Annotated in this window: 27 protein-coding genes; 14 read left to right on the forward strand and 13 right to left on the reverse strand. The window is 62.8% G+C overall.

Features of this window, described 5'->3' with window-relative positions:
* Window positions 1–9: 9 nt before the first annotated feature.
* On the forward strand, window positions 10–765 hold the full coding sequence (locus C6V82_RS03385) for a GNAT family N-acetyltransferase (protein WP_102589457.1): 756 nt from the start codon (window positions 10–12) through the stop codon (window positions 763–765).
* Between the two features lie 10 nt (window positions 766–775).
* Window positions 776–1,435 (forward strand): FMN-binding negative transcriptional regulator, encoded by a 660-nt coding sequence (locus tag C6V82_RS03390; RefSeq protein WP_102589458.1) that lies wholly within the window; start codon window positions 776–778, stop codon window positions 1,433–1,435.
* On the opposite strand, the gene C6V82_RS03395 is transcribed toward C6V82_RS03390, so the two are convergent.
* Window positions 1,432–2,322: an aldo/keto reductase gene (locus C6V82_RS03395; protein ID WP_102589459.1), complete on the reverse strand. Its 891-nt coding sequence runs from the start codon at window positions 2,320–2,322 to the stop codon at window positions 1,432–1,434. The two genes, C6V82_RS03390 and C6V82_RS03395, sit on opposite strands and share 4 nt — an antisense overlap.
* Before the next feature lie 116 nt (window positions 2,323–2,438).
* Between C6V82_RS03395 and C6V82_RS03400 the strand changes: the two genes are divergently transcribed.
* From C6V82_RS03400 to C6V82_RS03410, 3 genes are all read left to right on the forward strand, one after another.
* Complete coding sequence (locus C6V82_RS03400; protein WP_102589460.1) at window positions 2,439–3,017, forward strand: DUF1415 domain-containing protein; 579 nt, start codon at window positions 2,439–2,441, stop codon at window positions 3,015–3,017.
* Window positions 3,018–3,096: 79 nt separating this feature from the next.
* Window positions 3,097–3,597, forward strand: coding sequence for a thiol peroxidase (tpx, locus tag C6V82_RS03405; RefSeq protein ID WP_102589461.1), 501 nt, complete (start codon window positions 3,097–3,099; stop codon window positions 3,595–3,597).
* 160 nt (window positions 3,598–3,757) lie between these two features.
* On the forward strand, window positions 3,758–4,189 hold the full coding sequence (locus C6V82_RS03410) for an OsmC family protein (protein WP_102589462.1): 432 nt from the start codon (window positions 3,758–3,760) through the stop codon (window positions 4,187–4,189).
* 72 nt (window positions 4,190–4,261) lie between these two features.
* Here C6V82_RS03410 and C6V82_RS03415 read toward each other — a convergent pair whose 3' ends face one another.
* Window positions 4,262–4,948: a gamma-glutamyl-gamma-aminobutyrate hydrolase family protein gene (locus tag C6V82_RS03415; protein ID WP_102589724.1), complete on the reverse strand. Its 687-nt coding sequence runs from the start codon at window positions 4,946–4,948 to the stop codon at window positions 4,262–4,264.
* Window positions 4,945–5,952 carry an amidoligase family protein gene (locus C6V82_RS03420; RefSeq protein WP_102589463.1) on the reverse strand — a complete coding sequence of 336 codons (1,008 nt, stop codon included), beginning with the start codon at window positions 5,950–5,952 and terminating at the stop codon, window positions 4,945–4,947. The genes C6V82_RS03415 and C6V82_RS03420 overlap by 4 nt, the downstream gene beginning before the upstream one ends.
* A gap of 107 nt (window positions 5,953–6,059) precedes the next feature.
* Between C6V82_RS03420 and C6V82_RS03425 the strand changes: the two genes are divergently transcribed.
* The 5 genes from C6V82_RS03425 to C6V82_RS03445 all read left to right on the forward strand — a co-directional run bounded on the left by C6V82_RS03425 (window position 6,060) and on the right by C6V82_RS03445 (window position 12,991).
* Window positions 6,060–8,402, forward strand: coding sequence for a mechanosensitive ion channel domain-containing protein (locus C6V82_RS03425; RefSeq protein ID WP_102589464.1), 2,343 nt, complete (start codon window positions 6,060–6,062; stop codon window positions 8,400–8,402).
* Window positions 8,403–8,722: 320 nt separating this feature from the next.
* Window positions 8,723–9,502 carry a ThuA domain-containing protein gene (locus C6V82_RS03430; protein WP_102589465.1) on the forward strand — a complete coding sequence of 260 codons (780 nt, stop codon included), beginning with the start codon at window positions 8,723–8,725 and terminating at the stop codon, window positions 9,500–9,502.
* Entirely contained in the window at window positions 9,499–10,566 is a 1,068-nt protein-coding gene (locus C6V82_RS03435; protein ID WP_102589466.1) for a Gfo/Idh/MocA family protein, read from the forward strand. Before C6V82_RS03430 ends, C6V82_RS03435 begins: the two co-directional genes overlap by 4 nt.
* Window positions 10,563–11,852, forward strand: coding sequence for an ABC transporter substrate-binding protein (locus C6V82_RS03440; RefSeq protein ID WP_373297566.1), 1,290 nt, complete (start codon window positions 10,563–10,565; stop codon window positions 11,850–11,852). The genes C6V82_RS03435 and C6V82_RS03440 overlap by 4 nt, the downstream gene beginning before the upstream one ends.
* A 122-nt stretch (window positions 11,853–11,974) precedes the next feature.
* The gene (locus C6V82_RS03445; protein ID WP_102589467.1) at window positions 11,975–12,991 is read left to right on the forward strand and encodes a LacI family DNA-binding transcriptional regulator; all 1,017 of its coding nucleotides are present in this window, start codon (window positions 11,975–11,977) and stop codon (window positions 12,989–12,991) included.
* Between the two features lie 111 nt (window positions 12,992–13,102).
* Here the strand turns inward: C6V82_RS03445 and C6V82_RS03450 are convergent, their stop codons facing one another.
* Both C6V82_RS03450 and C6V82_RS03455 read right to left on the reverse strand, forming a co-directional pair.
* Window positions 13,103–13,513, reverse strand: a complete 411-nt coding sequence (locus C6V82_RS03450; protein ID WP_102589468.1) for a J domain-containing protein — start codon at window positions 13,511–13,513, stop codon at window positions 13,103–13,105.
* Between the two features lies 1 nt (window position 13,514).
* Window positions 13,515–14,465: a J domain-containing protein gene (locus tag C6V82_RS03455; RefSeq protein WP_102589469.1), complete on the reverse strand. Its 951-nt coding sequence runs from the start codon at window positions 14,463–14,465 to the stop codon at window positions 13,515–13,517.
* 327 nt (window positions 14,466–14,792) lie between these two features.
* Between C6V82_RS03455 and C6V82_RS03460 the strand changes: the two genes are divergently transcribed.
* Together C6V82_RS03460 and C6V82_RS03465 are read left to right on the forward strand one after the other, a co-directional pair.
* The gene (locus C6V82_RS03460; RefSeq protein WP_102589470.1) at window positions 14,793–15,035 is read left to right on the forward strand and encodes a type II toxin-antitoxin system Phd/YefM family antitoxin; all 243 of its coding nucleotides are present in this window, start codon (window positions 14,793–14,795) and stop codon (window positions 15,033–15,035) included.
* Window positions 15,032–15,295, forward strand: coding sequence for a Txe/YoeB family addiction module toxin (locus tag C6V82_RS03465; RefSeq protein ID WP_102589471.1), 264 nt, complete (start codon window positions 15,032–15,034; stop codon window positions 15,293–15,295). The genes C6V82_RS03460 and C6V82_RS03465 overlap by 4 nt, the downstream gene beginning before the upstream one ends.
* Window positions 15,296–15,465: 170 nt before the next feature.
* On the opposite strand, the gene cdd is transcribed toward C6V82_RS03465, so the two are convergent.
* The 7 genes from cdd to C6V82_RS03500 all read right to left on the reverse strand — a co-directional run bounded on the left by cdd (window position 15,466) and on the right by C6V82_RS03500 (window position 22,299).
* Window positions 15,466–15,906 (reverse strand): cytidine deaminase, encoded by a 441-nt coding sequence (gene cdd / locus C6V82_RS03470; RefSeq protein ID WP_102589472.1) that lies wholly within the window; start codon window positions 15,904–15,906, stop codon window positions 15,466–15,468.
* Complete coding sequence (deoD, locus tag C6V82_RS03475; RefSeq protein ID WP_102589473.1) at window positions 15,903–16,640, reverse strand: purine-nucleoside phosphorylase; 738 nt, start codon at window positions 16,638–16,640, stop codon at window positions 15,903–15,905. Before deoD ends, cdd begins: the two co-directional genes overlap by 4 nt.
* Window positions 16,640–17,923 carry a phosphopentomutase gene (locus C6V82_RS03480; protein WP_102589474.1) on the reverse strand — a complete coding sequence of 428 codons (1,284 nt, stop codon included), beginning with the start codon at window positions 17,921–17,923 and terminating at the stop codon, window positions 16,640–16,642. Before C6V82_RS03480 ends, deoD begins: the two co-directional genes overlap by 1 nt.
* Window positions 17,920–19,263, reverse strand: coding sequence for a thymidine phosphorylase (gene deoA / locus C6V82_RS03485; protein WP_102589475.1), 1,344 nt, complete (start codon window positions 19,261–19,263; stop codon window positions 17,920–17,922). Before deoA ends, C6V82_RS03480 begins: the two co-directional genes overlap by 4 nt.
* Window positions 19,263–20,066, reverse strand: coding sequence for a deoxyribose-phosphate aldolase (deoC, locus tag C6V82_RS03490; RefSeq protein WP_102589476.1), 804 nt, complete (start codon window positions 20,064–20,066; stop codon window positions 19,263–19,265). The genes deoA and deoC overlap by 1 nt, the downstream gene beginning before the upstream one ends.
* A 119-nt stretch (window positions 20,067–20,185) precedes the next feature.
* Window positions 20,186–21,460: a NupC/NupG family nucleoside CNT transporter gene (locus C6V82_RS03495; protein ID WP_102589477.1), complete on the reverse strand. Its 1,275-nt coding sequence runs from the start codon at window positions 21,458–21,460 to the stop codon at window positions 20,186–20,188.
* Between the two features lie 29 nt (window positions 21,461–21,489).
* The gene (locus C6V82_RS03500; RefSeq protein WP_102589478.1) at window positions 21,490–22,299 is read right to left on the reverse strand and encodes an outer membrane protein OmpK; all 810 of its coding nucleotides are present in this window, start codon (window positions 22,297–22,299) and stop codon (window positions 21,490–21,492) included.
* Between the two features lie 380 nt (window positions 22,300–22,679).
* Here C6V82_RS03500 and C6V82_RS03505 point away from each other — a divergent pair, with 380 nt between their 5' ends.
* Window positions 22,680–23,456 carry a DeoR/GlpR family DNA-binding transcription regulator gene (locus C6V82_RS03505; RefSeq protein ID WP_102589479.1) on the forward strand — a complete coding sequence of 259 codons (777 nt, stop codon included), beginning with the start codon at window positions 22,680–22,682 and terminating at the stop codon, window positions 23,454–23,456.
* Between the two features lie 191 nt (window positions 23,457–23,647).
* Window positions 23,648–24,331 (forward strand): CBS domain-containing protein, encoded by a 684-nt coding sequence (locus tag C6V82_RS03510; RefSeq protein ID WP_102589480.1) that lies wholly within the window; start codon window positions 23,648–23,650, stop codon window positions 24,329–24,331.
* A 164-nt stretch (window positions 24,332–24,495) separates the two neighbouring features.
* Here C6V82_RS03510 and C6V82_RS03515 read toward each other — a convergent pair whose 3' ends face one another.
* Window positions 24,496–25,656, reverse strand: coding sequence for an aminotransferase class V-fold PLP-dependent enzyme (locus C6V82_RS03515; protein WP_102589481.1), 1,161 nt, complete (start codon window positions 25,654–25,656; stop codon window positions 24,496–24,498).
* Between the last annotated feature and the right edge of the window lie 119 nt (window positions 25,657–25,775).

Raw genomic sequence — 25,775 nt, forward strand, 5'->3', positions numbered from 1 at the left:
GTGGGTGCCATGACGCCTGAAACCAATGACTACGGCCAGCCGGTGGGTCCTGACATCGTGGGATGGGAGCCGTCCGCCGGGCTTGAGCCTTCGCTGATCAGCGGGCGTTTCTGCCGGCTGGAGCCATTGAACGCGGACAACCATGTCGCGAGCCTGTGGCAAGCGTGGCGGGAGCCGGCCCCGGAGTTCGACCATGACCCTGAAGCGCTTGCCCGCTGGACCTATCTGGGTGGCCGACCGTTCAACGACGAGAGTGGTTGCCGTGCCTGGCTGACGCGCATGAGTGGCGACCGGGAGCTGCTTTGCTATGCCGTTGTCGACCTCGCCGATGGTCACGCGGTGGGCATGGCGGCATATCTCAATGAGATACCCGTCGATGGCCGGGTCGAGATCGGCCATCTCAGCTTTTCGCCACGCATGGCGCGTACGGTGATGTCCAGCGAGGCGCTGATGTTGATGATGGCCGAGGCTTTCGACAAGGGCTACCGGCGCCTGGAATGGAAGTGCGATGCGCTGAATGCTCCCTCCCGCCGTGCCGCCGAGCGGCTGGGATTTTGCTTCGAGGGCATCTTCCGCCAGCATCGTGTGGTAGCGGGGCGCAACCGCGACACGGCCTGGTTCTCGGTGCTTGATGAGGAATGGCCGGCGATTCGCGATTGCCACCGACGCTGGCTGGCCCCCGCGAACTTCGATAACGAGGGTCGCCAGCGCCAGTCACTGTCATCGATGATCGCCGCGTCGCGGTCACCCAGCTTGCTGTATTGAGGAGTCACATATGCACTGGCCCGTCCAGTTTCGCATGCAGGAACACGCAGCGTGCCATCGGCTAATCGGAACGGCGCCCTTTGCGACCCTGATCAGCACAATCCCCGGAGCTCAACTGAATGCCGATCATCTGCCATTGTTGTTGATGCCGGCGAGCGATGATCAGGGGCAGGACCGTTTGGTGGGCCATATTGCGCGTGCCAACCCGCTCACCAAACATCTCGGAAGTGCCGTGGACCATGTCGAGGCGCTGGCCATCTTTCATGGTCCTCATGCCTATATCACGCCGAGCTGGTACCCGGCCAAGCGCGAACACGGCAAGGTGGTGCCGACCTGGAATTATCAGGTGGTGCACGCGCATGGCAGGCTGCGTCTGATCGACGATACGGATTGGTTGCGTGATGTGGTGACCGCGCTCACCGAGCGCTTCGAGGGCGATCGGCAATCCCCCTGGCGGGTCAGTGATGCGCCCGACGAGTATCTCGCGGCGATGTGCCGCGCCATCGTCGGGGTCGAGATCACCATCGAACGCCTGGAAGGTAAACACAAGGCGAGCCAGCACAAACCGCTCGCCGAGCGCCAGGCGATCCAGCGAGGATTGCGAGTCGAGTATGGCTATGGTGACCAGGACGCTGCCTGTCTCAGCGGCATGACGCCAAGTGAAAGTTAGACGATATCCAGCGGCGTCTTGTGGCTGGGTGCCGGGAAGGCGGCGTCCAGGCGCGCGATGGCTTGATCATCGAGGTGAATAGTCAGTGCGGAGGCGTTCTGCTCGACGTGTTCTAGTTGGGTCGCCTTGGGGATCGCGATGACATCGCGTCGGCCTTCCGCTGGGCGAATCGCCCAGGCCAGCAGCAGTTGGGTCGGGGTGATGCCAAGGCCCGATGCCACGTCCAGTATCTCGGGATGAGACAGCAATTCACGACGCAGGCTTCCGGCCTGGGCCAGCGGGCAGTAGGCCATGGTCGGGATGCCGCGGGCGCGTTGCCAGGGCAGCAAGGAGTGTTCGATGCCGCGTGAGCCGAGATGGTAGAGCACCTGGTTCACCGCGCAGGCATCACCGCCGGGCACCTCGGCAAGCTGGGCCATCTCATCGATGTCGAAGTTCGATACCCCAAAGCGATGGATCTTGCCGCTGGCCTGCAGTCGCTCGAACGCCTCGAGCGTTTCTGCCAGGGGTACGTTGCCCGGCCAGTGCAGCAGGTAGAGGTCCAGATGATCGGTACCTAGCCGGGCCAGGCTGCGCTCACAGGCGGCGATGGCGTCATCACGTCCAGCGTTCCATGGGTAGACCTTGGAGACCAGAAAGGCCTCGTCGCGTCGGCCCACCAGTGCCTCGCCGACAACCTCCTCGGCACCTCCATCGGCGTACATCTCGGCGGTATCGATCAGCCTGAGACCGTGTTCCAGCCCGGCCTGGAGCGCGCGAACCTCATCGCGTCTGGGCGCAAGACCTTCACCCATGTACCAGGTGCCCTGGCCGATGGACGGTAGATCGATCGACGCAAGCTCGCCTTGGGCAGCCAGGTTGACGTGAGGCTGGGATGTGCGGCTCATGGTGATTCGCTCTCCTGTCGGGAATGATTCAATCATGCTGTGACAGCCTGCAACGCTTTGCAATTCATGATCGCTGCGCGGACTATAGTGAGCCGTATTACCTGCCGAGCTCTGCCATGACCGTTGCTGAATCGTCGGATTCACTGCCCCTTGCCGCCAGTCGTCGCTGGGTTGAGACCTTCGTGGTTGCCCATGATGTCTGCCCGTTCGCCGGACGAGAGCTTGCGCGCGACACCATCCGCTATGTGGAAGTGGACGCCGCGGACCTGGAACGGGCGCTGCTTGAGGTGATCAATGAGTGCCGCCTGCTCGATAGTCACCCTGGAATCGAGACGACCCTGCTGGTGCTGACGGGTGGCCTCGAGGCGTTCGAGGATTACCTGGATGCGCTGGCCATCGCCGAGGCACTGCTCATCGACCAGGGCTATGAAGGAATCTACCAACTGGCGAGTTTTCATCCCGACTACTGCTTCGCGGATGCCACGTCCGATGATCCCGCCAACTACACCAACCGTTCGCCATGGCCGATGCTGCACCTGCTGCGCGAAGCGGGCCTCGAGAAAGCGCTTGCCCATCACCCCGACCCCGAGGGCATTCCAGCGCGCAATATCGAGAGAATGCGTGCGTTCGGCGATGCACGGCTCGCCGCGACGCTGGACGCCTTGCGCCAACCCGAGCCTGATGGCCGACATTGATGCGCGGTGGCCGGTCGCGTGGCGACAGGGTAGTCTCGTCACGTTGTTGGTTTTTCACCACAGGACTGGAGGAATGACAATGCGACAGGTAACCCGCGCCGGAGAGCCGGTGGATGTGGCTGGAGAGTTTCCAAGTGTTGGCCAGGCGGCGCCGCCACTGACTCTGACCAATACCGACTTGGCCGACGTGACACTTGCCGACTACGCCGGCAAGCGCAAGGTGCTCAACATCATCCCCAGCGTCGATACGCCGACCTGTGCGATGTCGACGCGCAAGTTCAACGAGCTGGCATCGAACATGGCCGATACCGTGGTGCTGGTGGTATCCGCCGACCTGCCGTTTGCCGCCAAGCGCTTCTGTGGCGCCGAGGGGTTGGATAACGTCGAGACGCTTTCCACCTTCCGCCATCCGGAGTTTCTCGAGGCATGGGGCGTGGCGTTGTGCAGCGGCGTGATGAGCGGCCTGTGCGCGCGTGGCGTGGTGGTGCTCGATGACAACGACCAGGTGATTCACAGCCAACTGGTCGAGGAAATCAAGGACCAACCGGATTACGACGCAGCACTTGCTGCCTTGTCCTGAGCGCCGATTGGCGTCAGGGTGGGCGGAGCATGCTGGCAGGTTGTTCGGCAAAGCCGGCTACACTGTTTCAAGCAGGACTATGTTCAAGAAGGACTGTGTTCAAGCAGGACTATGTTAAAGACCTCTTCCAAGGTCATTTCAATCGACAAGGAGCGACACCATGAGCATCACCAAGACAGCTTCCGCCCGCTGGCAGGGCGGCCTCAAGAATGGCAAGGGGACGGTGTCCAGCGAAAGCGGTGTCTTGAAGGACACGCCCTATGATTTTCGCCAGCGTTTCGAGGGCGAGGCCGGCACCAACCCCGAGGAGCTGATTGGCGCTGCCCATGCCAGTTGCTTTTCGATGGCGCTGTCGATGATTCTCGGCGAGGCGGACATGGAAGCCGAGAGCATCGATACCACGGCGACCGTGACGCTGGCTCAGGACGACAGCGGCTTCAGCATTCCTGCCATTCACCTGGTGACACGGGTGAAAATGCCGGGCGCCGACAAGGCGGCTTTCGAAGAGTGTGCCGAGAAGGCAAAGGCGGGCTGCCCGATCTCCAAGCTGTTCAATGCCGAGATTACCCTCGAGGCGACGCTCGAGAGCTGATTTCCGAGCGTAAGGTCGATACCACGCCAAACGGCCACCTTCGGGTGGCCGTTTGGCGTTGGTGCGCATGGCTTAGTCTCGCTCGCTATGCTTGCGCGCGGCAGCCTTGACCAGCGCGCGAATCAGGCGTTGCTGCGGGCGGTTGAAGATCAGCCATTCAGGGTGCCATTGCACGCCGATCAGGAAGTCGTGGTCGCGGGACTCGATGCCCTGTACCAGGCCGTCGCGATCACGGGCGACGATTTCGATGCCTCGCCCGGCCTGGCGTACCGCCTGATGGTGGAGGCTGTTGATGCGACACCAGCTCACACCCAGCAAGCGATGCAGCTTGCTTGCCGCGACGATATCCACGGTCTTGCGCGGCAGCACGGTGCGCCGACGCTTGAGTCCTTCGTGAGAGGTGTAGATGTCCGGGTCCAGCGTGCCACCCAGATAGACATTGATCAGTTGGGCACCACGACAGATGCCGAGCACCGGCGTTGAAAGCGGTATGAAGCGTTCCAGCAACTCCAGCTCCAGTTCGTCGCGCTGAGGGTCGACACGCACGTCGAGCTGCACTTCGCTGTTATACAGATGGGCTTGGATATCGTCGCCGCCACCGATGATCAGGCCATCCAGACGGTCGGGTATCGGACGCGATGGCGACAGCCGGCGTGGACGTCCTCCATGACGCCATACCGCGAACCAGTCGAACAGCCAGGCGATATGGCTCTTGTCGTCGGAAGTGGTGATGCCGATCAGAGGCCGCGACTCGCTCACGATGCCCCCGCCCAGCCGCGCACCTTGCGCCACAGCCGTGCCAGCGGTGTCTGTGTGTGCCGTATCACGTAGTCGCTGGCGCGGGTCATCAGCGTTTCGCGGTCAGCGGCCAGTGCCTCGACAGCCAACCAGCGGTTCCACTCCACCACCGATCCCCAACCGGGTGCCGAGAGTCGGGCATCGGGAAGCCGATAGTGAAAGGTGGGGCGCGGCTTGACCAGCTTGTCGCGGAACAGTTCATGGGGAAAGTCCGGGCGCAGGAAGGCAAACAAGGGTGTCATGTCCAGTTCGCGATTGCGGGTCGGGTTGTGCTCGAGATAATCCTCGATCAGGGTGTCGATATCCGGGGCATAGTCGGGTTCGAGCACCTTGATGGCATAGGATTTCGGAAATGGATTGGCATGCGGCAAGACTTCCCGGGTGATGTCCACATCGATCTGCTCGCGTAGCCACTCGGCACAGAGCAGGTAGGCGCGCAGGTGATCGAGAAGGCTTCCCGCCTCGAGGCTTGGCACCTCGGGATTCAAATGCAACCCGAAGCCATAGAGCAAGCTGGCGTCGGTGCCCTTGGCACCATGTTCGCGCAGGGCATCGAACAGCCGGTCGAGCTCATCCAGCTCGTTCCAGGGTACCGGGGGGCATACGATCTCGGTGGGGACCAGCCCGGTGACCACGTCGCCGATCAATTCGCGGGTGCGGGTGTGGAACTCCACATGCATCTGGTGTCGCTGCCGCTGCCACTCGCTGTCGTCCTTGAGCTTGGCCTCGAGCAGCGTATCGTCGGGGTGCGCATACTGGGTGTCGAGTTCGATCATGAAGTCGCCCCAGCGGGTGCCGCTGACCTTCAGCCGATGGGCACTGAGAGCGACGATGTCACCACCGAACAGGTCGCGGACCAGTTCGGCAGTATGCTGCGGGGGCAGGCCCGCGAACTCGACCTCGACGCCAACGCGACGCAGTTCTCCATCGGGATTGCAGGGTTCGGGTGGCGGTAGCGGCGTCATGACGGCATCCTGTGCGTGTCGATAGTGCCCATTCCTGAAAGATGGCCTGACGAGATGACCTTACGAAATGGCAGCTTTCGCAGCCTATCATAGATAACGGAGCCCCGATGTTGCCCAGATTGTGCTGCCCGAGTCGTCCTGCGGCCCTCCCTTACCGTTGGGGGCATGTGCTGGTCGGGCTCTGGCTGTCGCTGACGGTGTCGCTACTGCTTGCCCTGGCAGCCACCCCGGCGCATTCACAACAACTCGGCCTTGCCGGGCTGGTCGGCGGTGAGTCGGCTGAGGAAGCGCCCGACCCCGAGGCTTTCCAGGCGTCTCTCGAGCGGGTGATCAGCACCCTGGAAGACGCTGAGCAGCGAGGTGCGCTGCTCGAAAACCTGCGCGACCTCCAGGTAGCGAACAGTGAGCTTGCCGAGGAACGCGCGGCTCCTGAAAGACAGGGGCTGCTGGGTGCGCTGGCCGAGACCTTGAGCGATCTGGGAGAGCAGGCCGAGGCCGGTGGCTCTCCTCTGGATCAGTGGCGTGTGCAGCTCGAGCAGGGCTGGCAGGATCTGAGCAACCTGCTGGTCGATTCCGGCAACGCCGACCTGGTGCGCTTTCTGATCGAGGCGACCGTGCTTCTGGGCATCTGGGTAGGGCTGCTGGTGATACTGATCGCACTTGGCAGGCTTCTCGCCAGGCGCCGACAGTGGCCGCTGGACTTGCCCCGTGAACCCCGCGCCTGGCTTCTGGCCGTGCATTTTCTGCGCCGCATGCTGCCCTGGGCGCTGGCTTTCGGGCTGGTCCTGGGGCTCGCCCAACTGGTGCCACAAAGCCCAGGGCGCGCACTGGCGCTGGTGGTCGCCTATGTGGCGCTGTGCGGTCGCACGCTGTCGGTAGTGGTGGAAACCTTCGTCTCGGTGTTCACGCGTGGGCATCGTTTCGTCGCCGTGCAACTGATCCAGCAACATGCGCTGCGTTCGTTGTTCGTGATCGGTGCGCTGGTGGCGCTTGGTGATGCCTTCAACTCGACCCGCCTGTCGGCACTGATCGGCCTGGAGCTGGCGGGGCTGCTCTCGGTGCTGGCCAATATGCTGGCGGCGCTGCTCAGTGGCCGCTTCATCCTGCGCTTCAAGCGCCCGGTGAAGCATTTGATTCGCAATCGTCCCTATAGTCTGCGGCGCGACAGTGGCGGCGCTGCCGAGGTGGTGCGTGTACTGGGCGGACTTTGGCACGTGCCGGCGTTGCTGCTGGTGGTAGGCTCGTTGCTGGCGATATTCGTCAGTGTCGGCGATGTGGGCACGGCACTGGCACGGTCGATCATTTCCGCGGCGCTGCTGGTGCTGGCGCTGGTGGTTGCCGGATTGATCAGACGGCAGTCGGAAAGGCGCGTCAAACGGCGCCGTTCCAGTGAATACCGCAAACGGCTGGTGCGTTTCGGCTATACGCTCTCCCACGTGGCCACCTGGCTTGTCTTCGCCGAGTTGTCGTTGCAGGTATGGGGTGGATCGCTGCTCGGGATGGGCCAGCAGGGCGTGGCCAGCGCACGCATCGGCCAGGCATTGGTGGCCATTGCATTAACCGTGCTGATCGCCTGGCTGGTGTGGATATTCGCCGATACCGCTATCAAGCGTGCGCTGACCAGTTCTGCCCGCTCGCGGGGGCGGCGCGTCAATCTGGCGCGTGCCCAGACCATCACGCCGATGATCCGCAATGTGATCTTCGCCACCATCGTGATCATTGCGGCGATCGTCGGGCTTGCCAACCTGGGAGTCAACGTCACGCCACTGCTGGCCGGTGCCGGTGTCATTGGCCTGGCCATCGGCTTCGGTGCCCAGACCCTGGTACAGGACCTGATCACTGGTATTTTCATTCTCATCGAGGATTCACTGGCGGTGGACGACTTCGTGCGCATCAACGGCCATATGGGTACGGTGGAAGGCCTCACCCTGCGCACGGTACGTCTGCGCGACCTCGATGGTATCGTGCATATCATCACCTTCAGCCGTATCGAATCGATCCATAACATGTCGCGTCAGTTCGGGATCGCCTTGATGCGCCTGCGCATTCCCCATGACATGCCGATCGATGACGCCATCACCTTGATGCAGGAAACCGCCCAGGCGCTGCGCCAGGACCCGATGATGCGCCACCACATCTGGTCACCACTGGAAATGCAGGGGATACAGGGGTTCGAGGAAGGCTGCCCGATCCTGCGCATGCACTTTCGCACTGCACCGACCATGCAGTGGGACGTGTCGCGGGCCTTCAATCTGTTGCTCAAGCAGCGCATGGAAGCGCAATCTATCGACCTTGGCGTGCCGCGCTTGAGTGTGAGCATGGAAGGGCACGGCGGCGGACGCCTCGATGGCAGCAGCGAGCGAGGCGATGGTCGCGATGCCTCCGGCCGAGAGCCGGGGCAGGCTTTCCGTGCCGATCCCAGGGGGGCGTCACCCGACCCCTCTCAATAGCGGCATGCGCATCAACGGCTGATCGCCTCCCCCCCTCACTTCCTGGCGCGACTCTCGCCCCTTCAATATTTACCACCGCCATACCCGTGAGCGATACGCCACGGGTATTGCAGTGTGGGTGCTGATGCATATTCGACCAAAGATGTAGCAAAGTAAACGTTTACGAAAAGAAGGTAAGCGTTTACGTTTAGCGCATGCACGCCCTTGAGTGAGTCGATCAGGACCCGGCCATCAGGGAGCTATCCATCAGGGAGCTATCCATCAGGGAGCTATCCATCAGGGAGCAACCATAAGTGTTGCCAAAACACAGGAGCGACATCATGACGATCAAGGTCACCGTCTGGGGTGAGAACGTACACGAGCAGACCAACGAGGTCGTGGCACGCATCTACCCCGCTGGCATGCACAACTGCATCGCCGAGGCACTTAATGAGGATCCACACATTGAGGCCCGCGCGGTAACGCTTCAGGAGCCGGAGCACGGCTTGACCGAGGAGGTGCTGGAGAATACCGACGTACTGCTGTGGTGGGGACATGCTGCGCATGGCGATGTGCGCGACGAGATCGTCGACCGGGTTCAGGCGCGTGTGCTGCAGGGCATGGGGCTTCTGGCGCTGCACTCGGCGCACTACGCGAAGATCTTCAAGCGCCTGATGGGCACCACCTGTTCACTCAAGTGGCGCGAGGCGGGGGAGCGCGAGCGGTTGTGGGTGGTCAATCCAGGCCATCCCATCGTCCAGGGCGTGGGCGATTACCTCGAACTGCCGCATGCCGAGATGTACGGTGAGCCCTTCGCGGTGCCCAATCCCGATGAGGTGATCTTCATCAGTGGCTTCGAAGGTGGCGAGGTGTTTCGCTCGGGGCTGACCTACAAGCGCGGCAACGGCAAGATCTTCTACTTCCGCCCCGGTCACGAGACCTACCCGATCTACTACGACGACAAGGTGCGTCTGGTGCTCAAGAACGCCGTGAAATGGGCGCAACCGGAGGGGGCGCAGTGGATCGACAGCTGCCCCAACGTCCCCGCCGACCAGGCGCCCAATCCGGTGGAAATCAAGGGTGAGGGGCTGCACAAGCCCGGCGAGGAGGGCTTCAAATGATTCGACTGGCGATCATTGGCGCCGGCAGCATGGCTGGCGAACATGCCAAGCACTTCGGCCGGCTGCCCGGTGTCGAGGTGGCGGCAATCTGCGATCTCGATCACCACAAGGCCCATGGCCTCGCCACGCAGCATGGAATCGCCGATGTCTACACCGAACTCGATGCCATGCTTGCTCGGAAGGACATCCAGGCGGTCAGCAACGCCACGCCGGATGGAGTCCACAAGGTGACGACGCTCGCCGCGATTGCCGCTGGCAAACACATTCTCTGCGAGAAGCCACTGGCTACCAACGCGGGGGACGCCCGCGAAATGGCTGAAGCCGCAAGGGAAGCGGGGGTGATCAACATGATCAACCTGAGCTACCGCGATGCGCCGGCCATCCAGCACGCCCGTGAGCTGATCGCCGCGGGGGCCATCGGCCGAGTCATGCACGTCGATGCCAGCTACCTGCAGAGCTGGCTGGTCAGCCATGCCTGGGGGCGCTGGGATCAGGACAGCCAGTGGCTGTGGCGTCTCTCGGAAGGCCATGGCAGCAAGGGCGTGCTTGGCGATGTGGGCGTGCATATCCTTGACTTCGCAAGCTTCCCGGTAGGTGACATCAGCCGGGTCAACTGCCAGCTCAAGTGTTTCGACAAGGCGCCGGACAACCGCATCGGCGATTACCGGCTCGATGCCAACGACAGTGCGCTGATGCGCGTCGAATTCGCTAACGGGGCCCTGGGTACCGTGCAGGCCACCCGCTGGGCCACCGGGCACCACAATTCGCTCAAGCTGAGTGTCTATGGCGACCAGGGCGCGCTTAGCGTGGTGCTCGATGATGCCAAGGATCGCGTTCTCACCTGCCTGGGAGACGACGTGCATGCGGCGCGCTGGCGCTCGGTGCAAGCCCCTGCTACCCCAAGTATCTACCAGCGTTTCATCGACGGGATCGCAAGCGGCGTGAACGATCAGCCAGACTTCGCCCGCGGTGCCGAACTTCAGGGGGTTCTCGACGCCTGCTTCCAGTCGGATGCCGAGGATCGCAGCCTGGCAATGACAATGACAACAGGAGTTCTCGCATGATGATGTTTCGTGCACCTTCACTCACTTCGCGGCCACTGATCGCGGGGCTTCTTGCTGGCGGCATGGCGCTCGTCGCAAGCCATGCGTCGGCCATCGAGATCACCATCGCCTGTGGTGATGGGGGGGCGTCGGACTACTGTCCCGAACTTGCCCAGCAATGGGCCGAGAAGACCGGCAATGAGGTGGCAGTGGTCACCACGCCACAGTCCGCCAACGAGAAGTTGTCGTTGTACCAGCAGCTGCTTGGTAACCAGTCCGGCGATATCGACGTGCTGATGATCGATACCGTATGGCCGGGCCTGCTGGCGCCGCATCTCGTTGATCTTGCACAGTACCTTCCAGACGACCACACCGAGGGGTTCTTCCCGGCGATGATCGCCAACAACAGCGTGGATGGCCAACTACTGGCACTGCCCTGGTTCACGGATGCCGGGTTGCTCTATTACCGCACCGACCTGCTCGAGACGTACGGACACGAGGTGCCGGACACCTGGCAGCAACTGACCGATATCGCCCGCGAGATTCAGAACGCCGAGCGTGAAGCGGGCAACCAGAGAATGCACGGCTTTGTCTTCCAGGGTCGCGCCTACGAGGGGCTGACCACCAATGCACTGGAATGGATCGCCAGCTACGGTGGCGGCACCATCGTCGATGCCGAGGGCAACGTCACGGTCAACAATCCCCAGGCCGCCGACGCCTTGACACTGGCCGCCAGCTGGATAGGCGATATCAGCCCCGAGGGCGTGCGTAACTACATGGAGGAGGAAGCGCGCGGTGTCTTCCAGGCGGGTAATGCGGTTTTCATGCGCAACTGGCCCTATGCCTGGTCGTTGGGTCAGGCGGAGGGTACGGCCATCCAGGGCAAGTTTGCCGCCGCCCCCTTGCCCCATGGCCCCGAGGGCGAGTCGGTGGCTACCCTTGGCGGCTGGAGCTGGGCGGTATCGCGCTATTCGGAGCATCCTGAGGTCGCCGCCGACCTGGTGGCCTTCATGACTGCCCATGACCAGCAGAAGGCCCATGCCATTCGCTTCGGCATGAATCCCACCCGCGAGGCCCTCTACCAGGACGAGGAGGTGCTCGAGGCCCAACCGTTCATCGGCGAGCTCTACACCACACTGGTCGGCGGAGTGCCGCGCCCGGCCAGCGTCACCGGTGAGCACTATCCTCGGGTCTCCAATGCCTTCTTCAACCGCGTGCATCAGGTGTTGTCGGGTAACGCCGAGGCCTCCCAGGCTCTCGAGCAACTGGAAGGCGAACTCAGACGCCTGGGGCGTCGTGGGTGGTGACGCAGTGATGACCTCGCAGGCATGACTTATTTTGGGCACAATTATCCGCGGGACCTCGCGCGGATACTTCCACATTGTCGAGGTTCCGCATTGGCAATGCCCACAGGGACACTAGAAGACCCATGACCAGAGCGTCGGCCAAGGCGGCCACTATTCACGAAATCGCCAAGCGGGCCGGTGTGTCGATTGCCTCCGTCAGCCGTGCCCTGAATGGCAAACCGGGCATCAGCGAGGGTCTGCGAGAGCATATTCTCGCCATCAGCCGGGAAATCGACTATCGACCGAGCGCCGCCGCGCGACAACTGATCAGTGGCAAGGCCGCGGTGGTGGGCATCTCGTTGGGGCGTAAGGACATCGAGCTGCGCCCTTACTACATCCTGCTGTACCAGCACTTGACCCTGGCTCTGCATCGGCAGGGCATGGTGCCGGTCTTCTTCGCCCACGACCAGACCGCAAGGCTGCCGGACAGCGCCGGCGCGGCGATCCTGCTCGGTGAGTTTCCCGGTGATGCCCGCGAGGCCTGGCTTGGCGAGCGGCAGGTGCCGTGCGTTCGCGTTGGTGAATCGCCAAGCGGGTTTTCGGTGGGGCTCGATGAGCGACATGGCCTCTACCTGGCCACTCGGCACCTGGTCGAGCGCGGCCGCCGGCACATCGTCTTCGTGGGGGGGGAGCTTGCATCGCCGCACAAGCATCTCAGGCTGATGGGGTATCGTGACGCGCTGCACGAGGCAGGGCTGGAGGAGCGGCTGCTCAGCCTGCCCCACGAGGTCGTCGATGCGTCCCTGACCAGCTACCGTTACCTGAACCGCTGGCTCGTGTCGCTTGGCAAAGCGTCGACCGAGCCTGGGCATGATCTAGCCTTCGATAACCTGCCCTTCGATGCGCTGGCCTGCGCCACCGATGAATTGGCGCTGGGGTGCCTGGCGGCTCTGGAAGATCATGGCATCGGCGTTCCCCAGCAGGTGGCGGTCACCGGCTTCGATGACTTGCCGACCCTGGCCGACCAATTGACCACGGTACGCCAGGACATCGAGGCGGTTGCCGAGCGGGCGGTGGTGTTGCTGGGCGAGGCGCTGGCCGGCAAACCGGCGCAGCATGTCACCTTGCCAGTGGAGCTGATGGTTCGACAGACCAGTTGAGTGGCGCCCATCCTCACGTTTGCCCGGTGGAACCTGCTGCGCTTGGGCGCTGGTCCCTTTCGTTCGATGCATCCCGGACAGTGATCCTTGCACAGCCACCAGGCGGTCTTTTCACAGCCACCAGGCGGTCAAGGCGGCGCCGATCATGGCACTGGTCAGGGTCAGCACGGTGATGCCAACGCCACCCAGGCGTTGCCAGCGATCATGCAGCGTGACGGCGCGCATCAGACGCTCGCGCAGGGCATCGTGGTGGGAGCCGCGGGTATCGGACGGCAGCGAAAAATCATCGGCCAGGCCATCGCGCCAGAAGGGCGCATGGGTCAGGCCCAACCTTGCGCGCAAGCGGCCGAGATCGGAAAGCGTGGTGTAAAGGGCATCGTATTCGCTGCGGCAACGCTCATCGCCAAGCACCCGGGTGGCATCCTGGCGCAGCGCGGCGTGGGAACAGCGGGCGATGGCATCGCGAATGTCATCCTGGCTGGCATTCGGGGCAATGCCCAGGCGTCGGTAGAGGTCGCGCATGTCAGGCCGCCCTGGTCAGGTGGTCGTAGGCACTGCGGATACGCTGAAAGCGCCGTGAAGCCCGGGCGACCACGGCGTCGCCCTGGTGGTGGAAACGATCCGGATGATGCACCTGGGCAAGGCGCCGATAGGCCTTGCGTATCTCGCTGCGCGAGGCCCCTGGTGTCAGGCCCAGTACCGCTAGCGCCTGGCGGGTACGAACGCCACCCGGCGGCTGTTCATCACTGGTCTCGTGCTGCTCATGCCGCTCGCGGTGGGCAGACCCGCCTGCCTTGTTTTCCTGGCGTTGATGGTGCTGCTCACGCTGGGCTTGCTCTTGCCGGGTCCGCTCGCGCTTGGCATTGCCCTGCTGGTGGCGCGCCTCTCGCCAGCGTGGCCATGCGCCAGCCAGCTCGGCAAGCCAGCGGCGCATCCATGCGATCAGCGCGCTGCGTTGGCTGCTCGAAGGGTCAGCCTGAGCGTGGCCTTCCTCGGAGTGTTGCGGTTGAGGCCCCCAGAACGCCTGGCGGCTAGGGTCGGCCGGTGCTCGCCATGGCGTGCCGGTAAGCGATGCGAACAGCGGCGAGAAGTCATGCGGGGCGACCCCCAGCAGGTCGGCCAGAAACCCCAGTAAATGCTGCTGGGCAAGGGTTGGCGGCTTGGCGGGCGAGGCCAGGCGAATGGCCTGGCGCAGGAAGGCGTCGCCGTCCAGCTCGGCCTGATGTCGCGAAAGGAGCTCGCAGGCCAGCTGAATCGCGTCGAGATCCTGATCCGCGGCAATGCTCAGCAGGACGGTAAGGTCATGGCCATGGCGATGTCGTTGTGTCAGCGCTTCCAGGGCGGCATGTTCTACCTGGCCAATCGGGCCGCGCTGGGTCATGACCCAGGCCAACAGCAGGCATGCCGCAGTATCAGGCGGATGACGACTTTCCAGCAGCAACCGCTCGAAAGGCGAAAAGCGGTCGGCACTCATGGCCTGGCTCCGGGCATGGCGATCAGGGATTCATGGGGACGATTCGCTATGGTCGCCTTGCGGCTCGGGGATGGCAAGTCCCGGCGGCGTTTGGCGTCGGCCAAGTCGCTTGTCTCACGGCGCCAGGTTCTCGGGGCCGGTCCAAAACAGGACAGACCCGGTCTAGAAGTCCGATCGTACAAGGCGAACGCCTTGACGTACGTACTACAAGGCGTACACTTAATGGATGGTTGAACACTAAATAGCTGATCACAGATTAGAAGTACGCAGATTAGAAGAACGCAGATTTGAAGAACACAGAATAGTGAAACACTGACGAGGTGCGTCATGACTGGAATCACAGCAACCGAGGCGCGCAGCAACCTCTATCGGTTGATAGATGAAACCGCCGAGTCCCATCAACCGGTCGTCATCATGGGCAAGCGCAACAAAGCCGTCCTGGTATCCGAAGAAGACTGGTCGGCGATTCAGGAAACCCTGTACCTGCTCTCCGTGCCAGGTATGCGGGAGTCCATTCGTGAGGGAATGGACACCCCCGTGGATGAATGCGGCGAGGAACTGGACTGGTGACCTGGACGTTGGTTTACACCAAGCAAGCCCAGAAAGACGCAAAGAAGCTCGCTTCCAGCGGCCTCAAGCCAAAAGCCCAGGAATTGCTGGCACTGGTAGCCGAAGACCCCTACCGCAAGCCACCTCCGTTCGAGAAGCTCATTGGTGATCTTGACGGGGCCTATTCACGGCGTATCAATATTCAGCACCGTCTGGTCTACCAGGTGCTCGAGGAGGCGCGAGTGGTGAAAGTCCTCAGGCTCTGGAGCCACTATGAATGACGCATGACCCACCGTTTCTGTCGGGCAGCGTTTGCGCCGTTGTACAGGATTTGCCGACAAGCACCGCGTCAGGCCTTTCGAGTAACGGTCGGATTACTCTGCCGGATTCTGCGCCACGAATGACACCCACCCGCGACGTCTGATGGGCGTACAACATGACACTGGGCGGCTCAACCCGTCGACGCGTCTTGGCCCAGATTCTCGGGGCCGAAGCCATCCGGTAGCAACTCGTCCATGGTGTACTGGCGCAGTAGGTGACCTTGTGCGTCCACCACCATGATGCGGGTCGCGGCATCGGCGAATTCCCGGATGCGTTGGCGGCAGTCGCCGCAGGGCGTGCACAGGTGTTGGCCAGGGCCGATCACGTAGACCTCGCGGAGCTTTCGCTCACCGGCGCTGGCCATGGCGGCAATCGCCGAGGCCTCCGCGCAGAGGCCCTTGTAGTGGGCGACTTCCACATTGGCACCGACGTAGCGGGCACCGCTTTCGCTGATGACAAGCGCCCCTACCGGATGGTGCGAATAGGGGGCGTAGGCGCGGTCACGAACGGCCACCAGCTCGCGTGCGATCTCGGCGGGAATCTCCGCTGGTGGGGAGGTATCGCCACTCATGCCTGGTCACCTCGTTTGGCCTGGTCGTCACGCAACACTGTTTCCAGGGCAATGTGCATCATGTCGGCGAAGGTGCGTTCGCGATCATCGCTCGACAGTGAATCGCCCTTGAGGATGTGGTCGGACACCGTGCAGATGGTCATTGCCCGGGCGCCGAATTCGGCGGCCACGCCGTACATGCCGGCGGCTTCCATCTCCACGCCGACGATGCCATAGCGCTTGAGCAGCTCGGCGGTTTCCGGGCGCGGATCATAGAACAGGTCCGCCGAGAACAGGTTGCCCACCTTGACCGGTACGCCTCGGGCCTCGGCGGCATCCACGGCATGGCGTGTCAACGCGAAGTCGGCGATGGCGGCGAAGTCCATGCCGGCGAAGCGGCTGCGGTTGACGCCGGAATCGGTGCAGGCGCCCATGCCGATCACCACGTCGCGCACCGCCACGTCATCGCGCACGGCACCGCACGATCCCACGCGGATCACATTGCGGACGTCGAAATCGGTGATCAGCTCCTTGGCATAGATGGACACCGAGGGAATGCCCATGCCGTGGCCCATGACGGAAATCGGGCGCCCCTGGTAGTGGCCGGTGTAGCCGAACATGTTGCGCACGCTGTTGACCAGGCGGGCATCCTCGAGAAAGGTCTCGGCAATGTACTTGGCGCGCAGCGGGTCGCCGGGCATCAGCACGGTATCGGCGAAGTCGCCGCGCTGGGCCTTGATATGGGGAGTCGCCATTACAGGCCTCCTGGGCTTGTAGAATGATCTGAAGTGCGGTGGGACCTCGTGGAGATGGCGATAAAGCTTTCGCCGTCATCCATGGGCGGCAGGCCAAACCAGCTGGCAAGACTCTGGCCGATATCGGCGAAGGTCGCGCGCGCCCCTAGCGAGCCGGGCTCTAGGCCGGCGCCGCTCACCAGCACCGGGATGTGCTCACGGGTGTGGTCGGTGCCTGGCCAGGTGGGGTCGCAGCCATGGTCGGCGGTCAGGATCAGCAGGTCATCCGGGGCAAGCCGTTCCAGCAACTCGGGCAGCATGGCATCGAAGTGCTCGAGGGCTGCGGCGTAGCCCGCGACGTCGCGACGGTGGCCGAAGACCATGTCGAAATCGACGAAGTTGGTCATCACCAGCGAGCGCTCGCCGGACTCATCGATGGCCGCCAGGGTGGCGCTCATCAGGGCGTCGTGGCCGCTGGCCTTGACGCTGCGCGAGATGCCGCAGTGGGCATAGATATCAGCGATCTTGCCGATGGCGATCACCTCGCCGCCGTCATCGTGCAGTTTCTGCAGCACGGTGGGGGCGGGTGGCTCGACGCTGTAGTCGCGGCGATTGGCGGTTCTCGCGAAGTCGGCGGCGGTGCTTCCGCTGAACGGGCGGGCGATGACCCGGCCGATGTTGTAGGGCTCGAGCAGTTCACGCGCCGTCTCGCACACTTGATAGAGGCGTTGCAGACCGAAGGTTTCCTCGTGAGCGGCGATCTGGAACACCGAATCCGCCGAGGTGTAGACGATGGGCTTGCCGGAGGTGACATGCGCCTCGCCAAGCCGGGCGATGATCTCGGTGCCCGAGGCGTGGCAATTGCCGAGCACTCCCGGCAACCCGGCTTCGCTCACCAGGGCATCGAGCAAGGCGGAGGGGAAGCTGTCCTGCTTGTCGGGAAAATAGCCCCAGTCGAAGCGCACCGGCACACCGGCGATTTCCCAATGGCCGGAAGGGGTGTCCTTGCCGGAGGAGAGCTCGCGGGCAAAGCCGTGACGGCCCGTGATGCCTGTGGGCACGGCCACCCCCTCTGCCCAGCCGCCGGTGCTTTCGCGGTGGGCATGATAAAGGCCAAGGCTTGCCAGGTTGGGTAGCCTCAACGGACCGCTGCGGCCCTGTTCTCCGGCGATCTCGCACTCGCCCCGCGCGCAGGCGGCGGCGATATGGCCAAGGGTATCGGCGCCGGCATCGCCGAAACGCTCGGCATCCGGCGCGCTGCCGATGCCGAAGGAGTCGAGCACCAGCACGATGGCACGTGTCATGGGGCCTCCCGACGAATCACGTCATGGATCAGTGTAGGGGGTGCGGTGGTGGAGTCATCCACCGTCATGGCACCCAGTATTTGCCTCTCTGCCTCGTCGGCATCGGCGTCGCTTGCCGCGTGGATCATCGCCAGCGGGCGTTGGCCATCCACCTGCTCGCCGATCGATGCGATGTGGGTCAGGCCAACGGATGGGTCGATGACATCCGCGGGGTTCCGCCGGCCACCACCCAGTGCCACCACGGCGAGCCCGACGGCGCGAGTGTCGATCCTCATGACCCGGCCTGCCTGGCGGGTATACACGGGGCGCATGACCGGCGCCGTGGGCAGGTAGTGGCCGGGGCGCTCGAGCAGGTCGCCTGGACCGCCGAGACCCGCCACCATGCGGGAGAATCGCTCGGCGGCGGCGCCCGAGGACAGGGTCTCGTCGAGTCGTGCAAGGGCCAGGTCACGGGAGGCCGCCAGGCCGCCGGCCATCAGCAGCTCGGCGGCAAGCGTCCGAGTGACATCGAGTAGACGGCCGTGGCGCTTCTCACCGCTCAACAGGCGCAGCGCCTCGTGGATCTCGATGGCATTGCCGGCGCACGGCGCCAGCGGCTGGCTCATGTCGCTGACCACCGCCGTGGTCGGCGTGCCGGCGCGGCTTGCCACTTCGGCGATGACCCCGGCGAGCTCGCGCGCCGCCTCGGGTGTTGGCATGAACGCGCCACTGCCGACCTTGACGTCCATCACCAGCGCATCCAGGCCGCAGGCCAGCTTCTTGCCGAGTATTGAGCTTACGATCAGTGGCAGCGATTCCACGGTGGCGGTGACATCACGTACCGCGTAGAGCCGCTTGTCGGCGGGCGCCAGGTCGGCGGTCTGGCCGATGATCGCCACCCCGACCTCCTTGACCAGTGCACGAAAGGTGGCGGTATCGGGGCTGATCGAATAACCGGGAATCGCCTCGAGCTTATCCAGCGTACCGCCGGTGTGGCCTAGGCCACGGCCGGAAATCATCGGCACATGGCCGCCACAGGCGGCGATCCAGGGGCCAAGCACCAGCGAGACGAGGTCGCCCACACCGCCCGTGGAGTGCTTGTCGAGCACCGGACCTGGAAGGTCCAGGTCGTTCCACTCGAGCACCTGGCCGGAATCGCGGATCGCCTCGGTGAGTGCCACGGTCTCGGCGGTATTCATGCCGTTGAGCATGATCGCCATGGCCAGTGCACCAACCTGTGCATCTCCCAGGCTGCCGTCGCTGATACCCGCGACCAGTTGGTGAATCGCCTCGCTGTCGAGCGCCTTGCCATCACGCTTGGCGCGGATCAACTCCTGGGGAAGGGCGGCGCGGGTGGCCATCAATAGCCTCCCGAAGACGCCGGGTCGCGGTTCATGATGCCAAGGGTCTCGAGGAGGTTGTCGAGCAGGCCCGAGGCACCGAAGCGGAAGTGCGCCGGAGTGATCCAGGCCTTGCCCATCAGCCGCTCGGCCAGCGCCAGATACGCTTCGGCATCCTCGACGGTACGCACGCCGCCGGCGGCCTTGAAGCCGACCTGCTGGCCTGTGCGTGCGGCGTGTTCCTTGATCACCGTGAGCATGATCTCGGCGGCTTCAAGAGTGGCATTGGTCTCGACCTTGCCGGTGGAGGTCTTGATGAAGTCGGCACCACCTTCGATGGCCAGTTCACTCGCCCGGCGGATAAGTGCGGGGTCGGCAAGCTCGCCAGTCTCGAGGATGACCTTGAGCTGTGCGCTGCCGGCGGCCTGGTGGCAGGCGGCGACCAGCTCCACACCCACCTCTTCGTTACCCGCCAACAGGGCGCGATAGGGGAAGACGACATCCACTTCGTCGGCACCCGAGGCCACGGCGTCACGGGTTTCGCGAGCGGCGGCCATGATGTCGTCATTGCCGTGGGGGAAGTTGGTCACCGTGGCGATGCGGATCGCGTCGTTCTGCTGGTAGGCGGTGAGGGCGCGGCGAGCGGTCACCACGAAGGCCGGGTAGACGCACAGTGCCGCTGGTGCGCCAACGGGGGTTCTGGCGCGCTGGCAGAGGGCTTCGATGGTGGCATCGGTGTCGGTGTCGTTGAGGCTGGTGAGGTCCATCAGTGCCAGCGCCTGACGGGCTATCTGCTGGCGCTGCTGGGAAATGGTGTCGGTCATGGTGGAATCCGCCGAGTGGTTGAGTGGCGTGAGATGGCGCCGCGGCACATGGCCGCGGCGCTCGGTAGTGTCGTGATCCGCGCAATGACGCGTGACAATGTTGCAACGCCTGCGCGCGATCAGCCCAGCGCCCCTAGCGCCAGGAAGAACCCGGCGATGGAGGCGGACATCAGGTTGGACAGGGTACCCGCCAGCACCGCCTTGATGCCAAACCGGGCAATATCGTGACGGCGGCTCGGGGCAATGCTGCCAAGTCCCCCCAGCAGGATGGCGATCGACGACAGGTTGGCGAAACCACACAACGCGAAGGAGAGAATCGCCATGGTGTGGGGCGTCATCGCCTGGCCCGTGGCCGCGACGACCTGCTCGCCATCCAGGTAGGGCGCCAGATTGATATAGGCGACAAACTCGTTGACCACCAGCTTCTGGCCGATGAAGGAGCCGGCAAGCGTGGCTTCTTCCCAGGGCACACCGAGCAGGAACGCCAGCGGTGCGAACAGCCAGCCAAGAATCAGCTCGAGGCTCAAGCTTTCCATGCCGAACCAGCCACCCATGCCACCCAGCATGCCGTTGATCAGCGCGATCAGGCCGATGAAGGCCAGCAGCATGGCACCGACGTTTGCGGCGAGCTTCATGCCTGAAGTGGCGCCGGAAGCGGCGGCATCCAGCACATTGGCGGGGCGGTCCTCTTCTTCCTCGAGCCGGGCCTCTGCTTCGGAGACGCTGTCCTCGGGCGCTTCGGTTTCCGGCATGATCAATTTGGCGAACAGCAGCCCGCCCGGTGCGGCCATGAATGATGCCGCCACCAGATATTCCATGGGAATGCCCAGGGCCGCGTAGCCGGCGAGCACCGAGCCCGCCACCGATGCCAGGCCGCCACACATCACCGCGAACAGCTGCGAAGGTGTCATGCGGGCGATAAAGGGACGTACCACCAGCGGTGCTTCGGTCTGGCCGACGAAGATGTTGGCGGTGGCCGAAAGCGACTCGGTGCGCGATGTGCCAAGTGCCTTCTGCAGTGCGCCACCGAGAATGCGGATCACCCACTGCATGATGCCGAGGTAGTACAGCACGGCGATCAGTGAAGAGAAGAAGATGATCACCGGCAACACCTTGATGGCGAACACGAAGCCGATGTTTTCCACATCGGCAAGGCCACCGAACAGGAAGTCGATGCCGTCATTGGCATACATCACCACCTGGCTTACGGCCCCGGAGATGGTCGCAAGCACCGATTGCCCGAAGGGCACATAGAGGACGAAGGCGCCGATGCCCGCCTGTATGGCGAAGGCACCAAGCACGGTACGCAGGCGTATCGAGCGGCGGTTGGTCGAAAATACCAGGGCGATGGCAACCAGGGTCACCATGCCCACCAGGCTCATTATCAGGGTCATGACAGCACCTATTGTATGGGCGTTATGTGTTACAGGAAGTTGAACTTAACGCTGTAGATCATGGCGTTCTGGTAGGCATTCGGTGTGCCCAGCTTGTTGTCGGCATAGCGATACTGGATGCCGGTAGTGATGCGCTCGTGTGGATGCCACCACAGGCTGACGGCGCCATTGGTGCCAACCTCATCGGCCTTGTCGCCGATATAATTCTGCGTCAAGTAATCGTCGTCACGGGCAAACGTCTGTTCGTGCCAGTTGGTGACGCTGAAGGCCTGGTCGAAGGCACTGAAATCGTAGCCTGCCACCCAGCCGGCCATGTAGCCATTCATGCCAGTGTAGCCATCGCTCTGAACCCGCGCGGCGCCGATGAACGGCTTGATCCACACGCCATTCTCGAAGGTGTGCCGGTAACCCAGGCCGAGGATCTGATCCTGCTCGCGTGCGTCAAACCCGTAGTCGCGGAAGTCGTAGACATGGGCGTAAAGCGAAAATGGCGAATCACCCAGATAGAGGTGCGAGGTCACCTTGGCGGCGCTGCGCAGGTTATCCTGGCCGCCACTTGCCTCATCGAACCGATCGTTGGTGGGGTTTTCCAGGTCGGCAAAGCCATAGAATTCACCCCACTCGAAACCCACTCCGCCCTCGAGTTCCAGGTACATGAAATCGCTCTTGGCGGCATTGCTGGCGGTGCGCTGTTCGGTGCCGTCGGACCAGTCGAGATAGTTGACCGAAAAGTTGGCGAACGACCACAGCGGCTCGAGCGCCATGGCTTGGCTGCTGGCAACCGCCAGGAGTGTGCCGGCGCCCATTCCGAGCAGAGAAGGGATGCGGGAAAACGTCATGAGGACCTCGCGATTTATGATTGTGATGAACCGTTGTGATGAACCGATAAGACAGGGTGGTGATACTGATGTGAACGCTATAACATGTTTTGTGATTTTTCTAACATTTTTTTGTCACAGCGTGTCCCTGAAGGCCAAGCACCTGTTCAATGGCACGCATTCGATACCCGCTGGAGGTGTTGCGGCTCAATCGCCTGAATCCCCGCTAACGCGGCTATCAAGCCTTGCAAACCGTCATCGGCAGCGGTTCGGTGGATATGGCTTTTCCCGTCAAGCTGGCCCAGCATAGAGCCAAGCTTGAACTGTCAAACACTGGCACTCGATCACTCAAGCACTCGATCACTCGAGCGCAATCAGTCAATTCGGGAGGTGGAGGTTTCATGAACGGCCGAAGTGCCATGCGCCTGGCCAGGCTTCAGGAGGCCCTGGTGGGAGGCGGTACCATCCACCTCAGTGAGGCCGCAAGGTTGTGCGGGGTCTCGGAAATGACCATCCGCCGCGATGTGGCGGCAAGTGATGGGGCGATCGTATTCATCGGAGGGCGGCTGGTGATGGCGGACAACCCGCAGTTCGCGCCGGTCTACGATCTCGACGAGCAGCGAGGTAGCCACTACTTCGCCAAGCAACGGCTATGTCATGAGGCGGCGGCATTCATCGAGGAGGGCGATACCCTGTTCATCGACTGCGGCACCACCTTGATGCCGTTGGTGAGCCTTCTGTCGTCTTTCAACGCGCTGACGGTAGTGACCTACGCGCTCAACGTGGCCAGTGCGGTGGCGGCATTGCCCGGGGTGAGGTTGATTCTACTCGGCGGCCTCTATCATGACTCGTCGCAATCGTTCGGTAGCGACGATATGGATGAAGCCATCGAGCGCCTGGGCATCAACAAGGCCTTCATTTCGGCAGCGGGTGTCGACCCCGAGCGTGGGGTGAGTTGCTTTCACTTCCACGAAGTGGCGCCCAAGCGGGCCGCCATCGCCGCCGCTACACAGTGCATCCTGGTGGTCGACGAGACCAAGCTCGGGGTGATTCGACCGGCCCGGTTTGCCGGCCTCGAAGCGTTCGACGTGCTGATCTGCGATGGCGAGGCGGGGCAGGCTCTGTCTAGCTGGCAACGACACGCCACCGCGACCCGTATACGAATCCTGCTGGCATGATGTCTCCTGATCGATTCCCCTCGATAGCCTGGTGGGTCTGATGTGTTATCAGTCGTTTTGATCGACTAAATCACGAGCTAGGTCAAGGCGGCACATTTTCGCAGTTGCTATCTTGCAGGTAAGGCTTCACTTGTCTACGCACCCCTGGGCCCAAGTGGAGTGTGATTGATCCATCTACCTGAGGGTTCATCATGCAAGCTTCCGATGTCATGACCAGAAATGTCATTTCCGTGTCGCCCGACAGCGAGGTTCGCGAGATCGCAAGCCTGCTTCTCGAGCACGCTATCAGTGCGGTACCTGTGGTGAATGCGGCGGGCAAGGTACTGGGTATCGTCAGTGAGGGAGACCTGATGCGTCGTGTCGAGCAACAGGAAGAGCGCCACAAATCGTGGTGGCTGAAGCTTTTCACTGGGCATGATGCCGGTGACTATGTGAAATCCCACGGACGCCTGGCCCATGAGGTGATGACGCCCGAGCCGATCACCATCGACGAAGCGATGCCGCTGCATCGCATTGCGGCACTGCTTGAAAAGCACCGCATCAAGCGGGTGCCGGTAGTGAGTAACGGTAAGTTGACCGGCATCGTCAGTCGCTCCAACCTGCTTCGTGGTTTCTCGGTCACAGAGCTCGATGCCAGGGTATCCACGGATGACAAGGACATTCGCCGGGCGATTCTGGATGAGCTGGAGGCCAACACCAACGTGATGGTCGACCATATCAATGTGATGGTCTCTGACGGCAAGGTGCAGCTTTGGGGATTGGTGGAGAGCCATGACGAGAGGATGGCGGTGCAGGTCGCCGCGGAAAACGTCTCCGGGGTGAAGTCCGTCGAGAATAACCTCGGCTACATGCCGCGCGGGTATGGCGGCGCCTGAGTCCCCTTGTGGCCATCTCGTTCAGCCGACGACACGACATCAGAGGCGGCCAACTGGCCGCCTCTGACATTCTGTTGAGATAGTCGCTGGGATTGGTCGTTGAGATAGCCGTTGAGATGATGCTTGGCCTGGCTATGTCAGCTGTTACTCCTCATCGTGGGGAACTACTCCTCATCGGGGGGAACCGGGTCACTATGTCGTGAGGAAATCGCCTGGAGCGCTGACTTGAGGCTTGCCAGGGTGCGCTCGCGCTCGTGCAGCTTCTCGAGACCGAACAGGCCGATACGAAAGCTCTTGAAATTCTCGCCTTCGTCACACATCAGCGGCACGCCACCGGCGACTTGCAGGCCGGCATCGGCAAAGTCGCCGACGATGCCGGAATCCCTGGTGTAGCAGACCACCACACCGGGTGACTCGAAGCCGGGGGCGGCCACGCTTCGAAAGCCAAATTCGGCCAACAGGGCACGTACGCCGTTTCCCAGCGCCAACTGTTCCTCGCGCACCTTGTCGAGCCCGTAGGCCTCGATTTCGCGCATTACATCACGCAGTACCGCCAGGCCATCGGTGGGCAGGGTGGCGTGATAGGCGTGGCCACCAGCCTCGTAGGATTCCATGATCGAGAGCCATTTCTTGAGATCGCAGGCGAAGCTCGAGCTCGTGGTTTCATCGATGGTTTCGCGGGCCAGCCTCGAGAGCATCACCATGGCGCAGCAGGGGGATGCGCTCCAACCCTTCTGGGGGGCGCTGATCAATACATCGACCCCGACATCCTGCATGTTCACCCAGATCGTGCCGGAAGCGATGCAGTCGAGCACCAACAGCCCACCTTCCTCGTGGATGGCATCGGCGATCTGACGCAGGTAATCATCCGGGAGCATGATGCCAGCCGAGGTCTCCACATGGGGCAGGAAGACGATGTCGGGTTGCTGGTCGCGGATAGCCTCGACCACCGTCTCGATGGGCGGCGGGGCAAAGGGCGAGGTGGGATCATCCTCGTCGAGGCGCCGTGCCTTGCGCACATTGATCTCTGCGGGGATCTTGCCCATTTCGAGTATCTGGCTCCAGCGATAGCTGAACCAGCCATTGCGGATCACCAGGCAACGCCGCTCCTCGGCAAACTGGCGAGCCACGGATTCCATGCCGAAGGTACCGCTGCCGGGCACGATGACCGCACTGTGCGCATGGTAGACGCGCTTGAGACTGGCCGAGACGTCGCGCATCACTTCCTGAAAGCGTGCCGACATGTGGTTGAGCGAGCGGTCGGTATAGACCACCGAGTATTCCAGCAGCCCATCAGGATCGACATTGGGTAGCAAGCCGGGCATTTCAGTCTCCGTCGAGTGTCCTATCCTTCGTCATCGAAGGCCTCATCATGACCAGAGCATATTCGTATTCTTGGCCTCGGGCCAGTCATGGCAAGGCGTGACCGACCCACAGGCATGAT

The organism is Halomonas urumqiensis, from assembly GCF_003028575.1.
Taxonomy (GTDB): Bacteria; Pseudomonadota; Gammaproteobacteria; order Pseudomonadales; family Halomonadaceae; genus Halomonas; species Halomonas urumqiensis.

What these genes read in the sequence shown, in the direction of transcription:
- C6V82_RS03385 (WP_102589457.1), top strand. Translation starts at nt 10, where the DNA reads ATGACGCCTGAAACCAATGACTACGGCCAGCCGGTGGGTCCTGACATC.
- C6V82_RS03390 (WP_102589458.1), top strand. Translation starts at nt 776, where the DNA reads ATGCACTGGCCCGTCCAGTTTCGCATGCAGGAACACGCAGCGTGCCAT.
- C6V82_RS03395 (WP_102589459.1), bottom strand. Translation starts at nt 2,322, where the DNA reads ATGAGCCGCACATCCCAGCCTCACGTCAACCTGGCTGCCCAAGGCGAG.
- C6V82_RS03400 (WP_102589460.1), top strand. Translation starts at nt 2,439, where the DNA reads ATGACCGTTGCTGAATCGTCGGATTCACTGCCCCTTGCCGCCAGTCGT.
- tpx (WP_102589461.1), top strand. Translation starts at nt 3,097, where the DNA reads ATGCGACAGGTAACCCGCGCCGGAGAGCCGGTGGATGTGGCTGGAGAG.
- C6V82_RS03410 (WP_102589462.1), top strand. Translation starts at nt 3,758, where the DNA reads ATGAGCATCACCAAGACAGCTTCCGCCCGCTGGCAGGGCGGCCTCAAG.
- C6V82_RS03420 (WP_102589463.1), bottom strand. Translation starts at nt 5,952, where the DNA reads ATGACGCCGCTACCGCCACCCGAACCCTGCAATCCCGATGGAGAACTG.
- C6V82_RS03425 (WP_102589464.1), top strand. Translation starts at nt 6,060, where the DNA reads ATGTTGCCCAGATTGTGCTGCCCGAGTCGTCCTGCGGCCCTCCCTTAC.
- C6V82_RS03430 (WP_102589465.1), top strand. Translation starts at nt 8,723, where the DNA reads ATGACGATCAAGGTCACCGTCTGGGGTGAGAACGTACACGAGCAGACC.
- C6V82_RS03435 (WP_102589466.1), top strand. Translation starts at nt 9,499, where the DNA reads ATGATTCGACTGGCGATCATTGGCGCCGGCAGCATGGCTGGCGAACAT.
- C6V82_RS03440 (WP_373297566.1), top strand. Translation starts at nt 10,563, where the DNA reads ATGATGATGTTTCGTGCACCTTCACTCACTTCGCGGCCACTGATCGCG.
- C6V82_RS03445 (WP_102589467.1), top strand. Translation starts at nt 11,975, where the DNA reads ATGACCAGAGCGTCGGCCAAGGCGGCCACTATTCACGAAATCGCCAAG.
- C6V82_RS03450 (WP_102589468.1), bottom strand. Translation starts at nt 13,513, where the DNA reads ATGCGCGACCTCTACCGACGCCTGGGCATTGCCCCGAATGCCAGCCAG.
- C6V82_RS03455 (WP_102589469.1), bottom strand. Translation starts at nt 14,465, where the DNA reads ATGAGTGCCGACCGCTTTTCGCCTTTCGAGCGGTTGCTGCTGGAAAGT.
- C6V82_RS03460 (WP_102589470.1), top strand. Translation starts at nt 14,793, where the DNA reads ATGACTGGAATCACAGCAACCGAGGCGCGCAGCAACCTCTATCGGTTG.
- cdd (WP_102589472.1), bottom strand. Translation starts at nt 15,906, where the DNA reads ATGAGTGGCGATACCTCCCCACCAGCGGAGATTCCCGCCGAGATCGCA.
- deoD (WP_102589473.1), bottom strand. Translation starts at nt 16,640, where the DNA reads ATGGCGACTCCCCATATCAAGGCCCAGCGCGGCGACTTCGCCGATACC.
- C6V82_RS03480 (WP_102589474.1), bottom strand. Translation starts at nt 17,923, where the DNA reads ATGACACGTGCCATCGTGCTGGTGCTCGACTCCTTCGGCATCGGCAGC.
- deoA (WP_102589475.1), bottom strand. Translation starts at nt 19,263, where the DNA reads ATGGCCACCCGCGCCGCCCTTCCCCAGGAGTTGATCCGCGCCAAGCGT.
- deoC (WP_102589476.1), bottom strand. Translation starts at nt 20,066, where the DNA reads ATGACCGACACCATTTCCCAGCAGCGCCAGCAGATAGCCCGTCAGGCG.
- C6V82_RS03495 (WP_102589477.1), bottom strand. Translation starts at nt 21,460, where the DNA reads ATGACCCTGATAATGAGCCTGGTGGGCATGGTGACCCTGGTTGCCATC.
- C6V82_RS03500 (WP_102589478.1), bottom strand. Translation starts at nt 22,299, where the DNA reads ATGACGTTTTCCCGCATCCCTTCTCTGCTCGGAATGGGCGCCGGCACA.
- C6V82_RS03505 (WP_102589479.1), top strand. Translation starts at nt 22,680, where the DNA reads ATGAACGGCCGAAGTGCCATGCGCCTGGCCAGGCTTCAGGAGGCCCTG.
- C6V82_RS03510 (WP_102589480.1), top strand. Translation starts at nt 23,648, where the DNA reads ATGCAAGCTTCCGATGTCATGACCAGAAATGTCATTTCCGTGTCGCCC.
- C6V82_RS03515 (WP_102589481.1), bottom strand. Translation starts at nt 25,656, where the DNA reads ATGCCCGGCTTGCTACCCAATGTCGATCCTGATGGGCTGCTGGAATAC.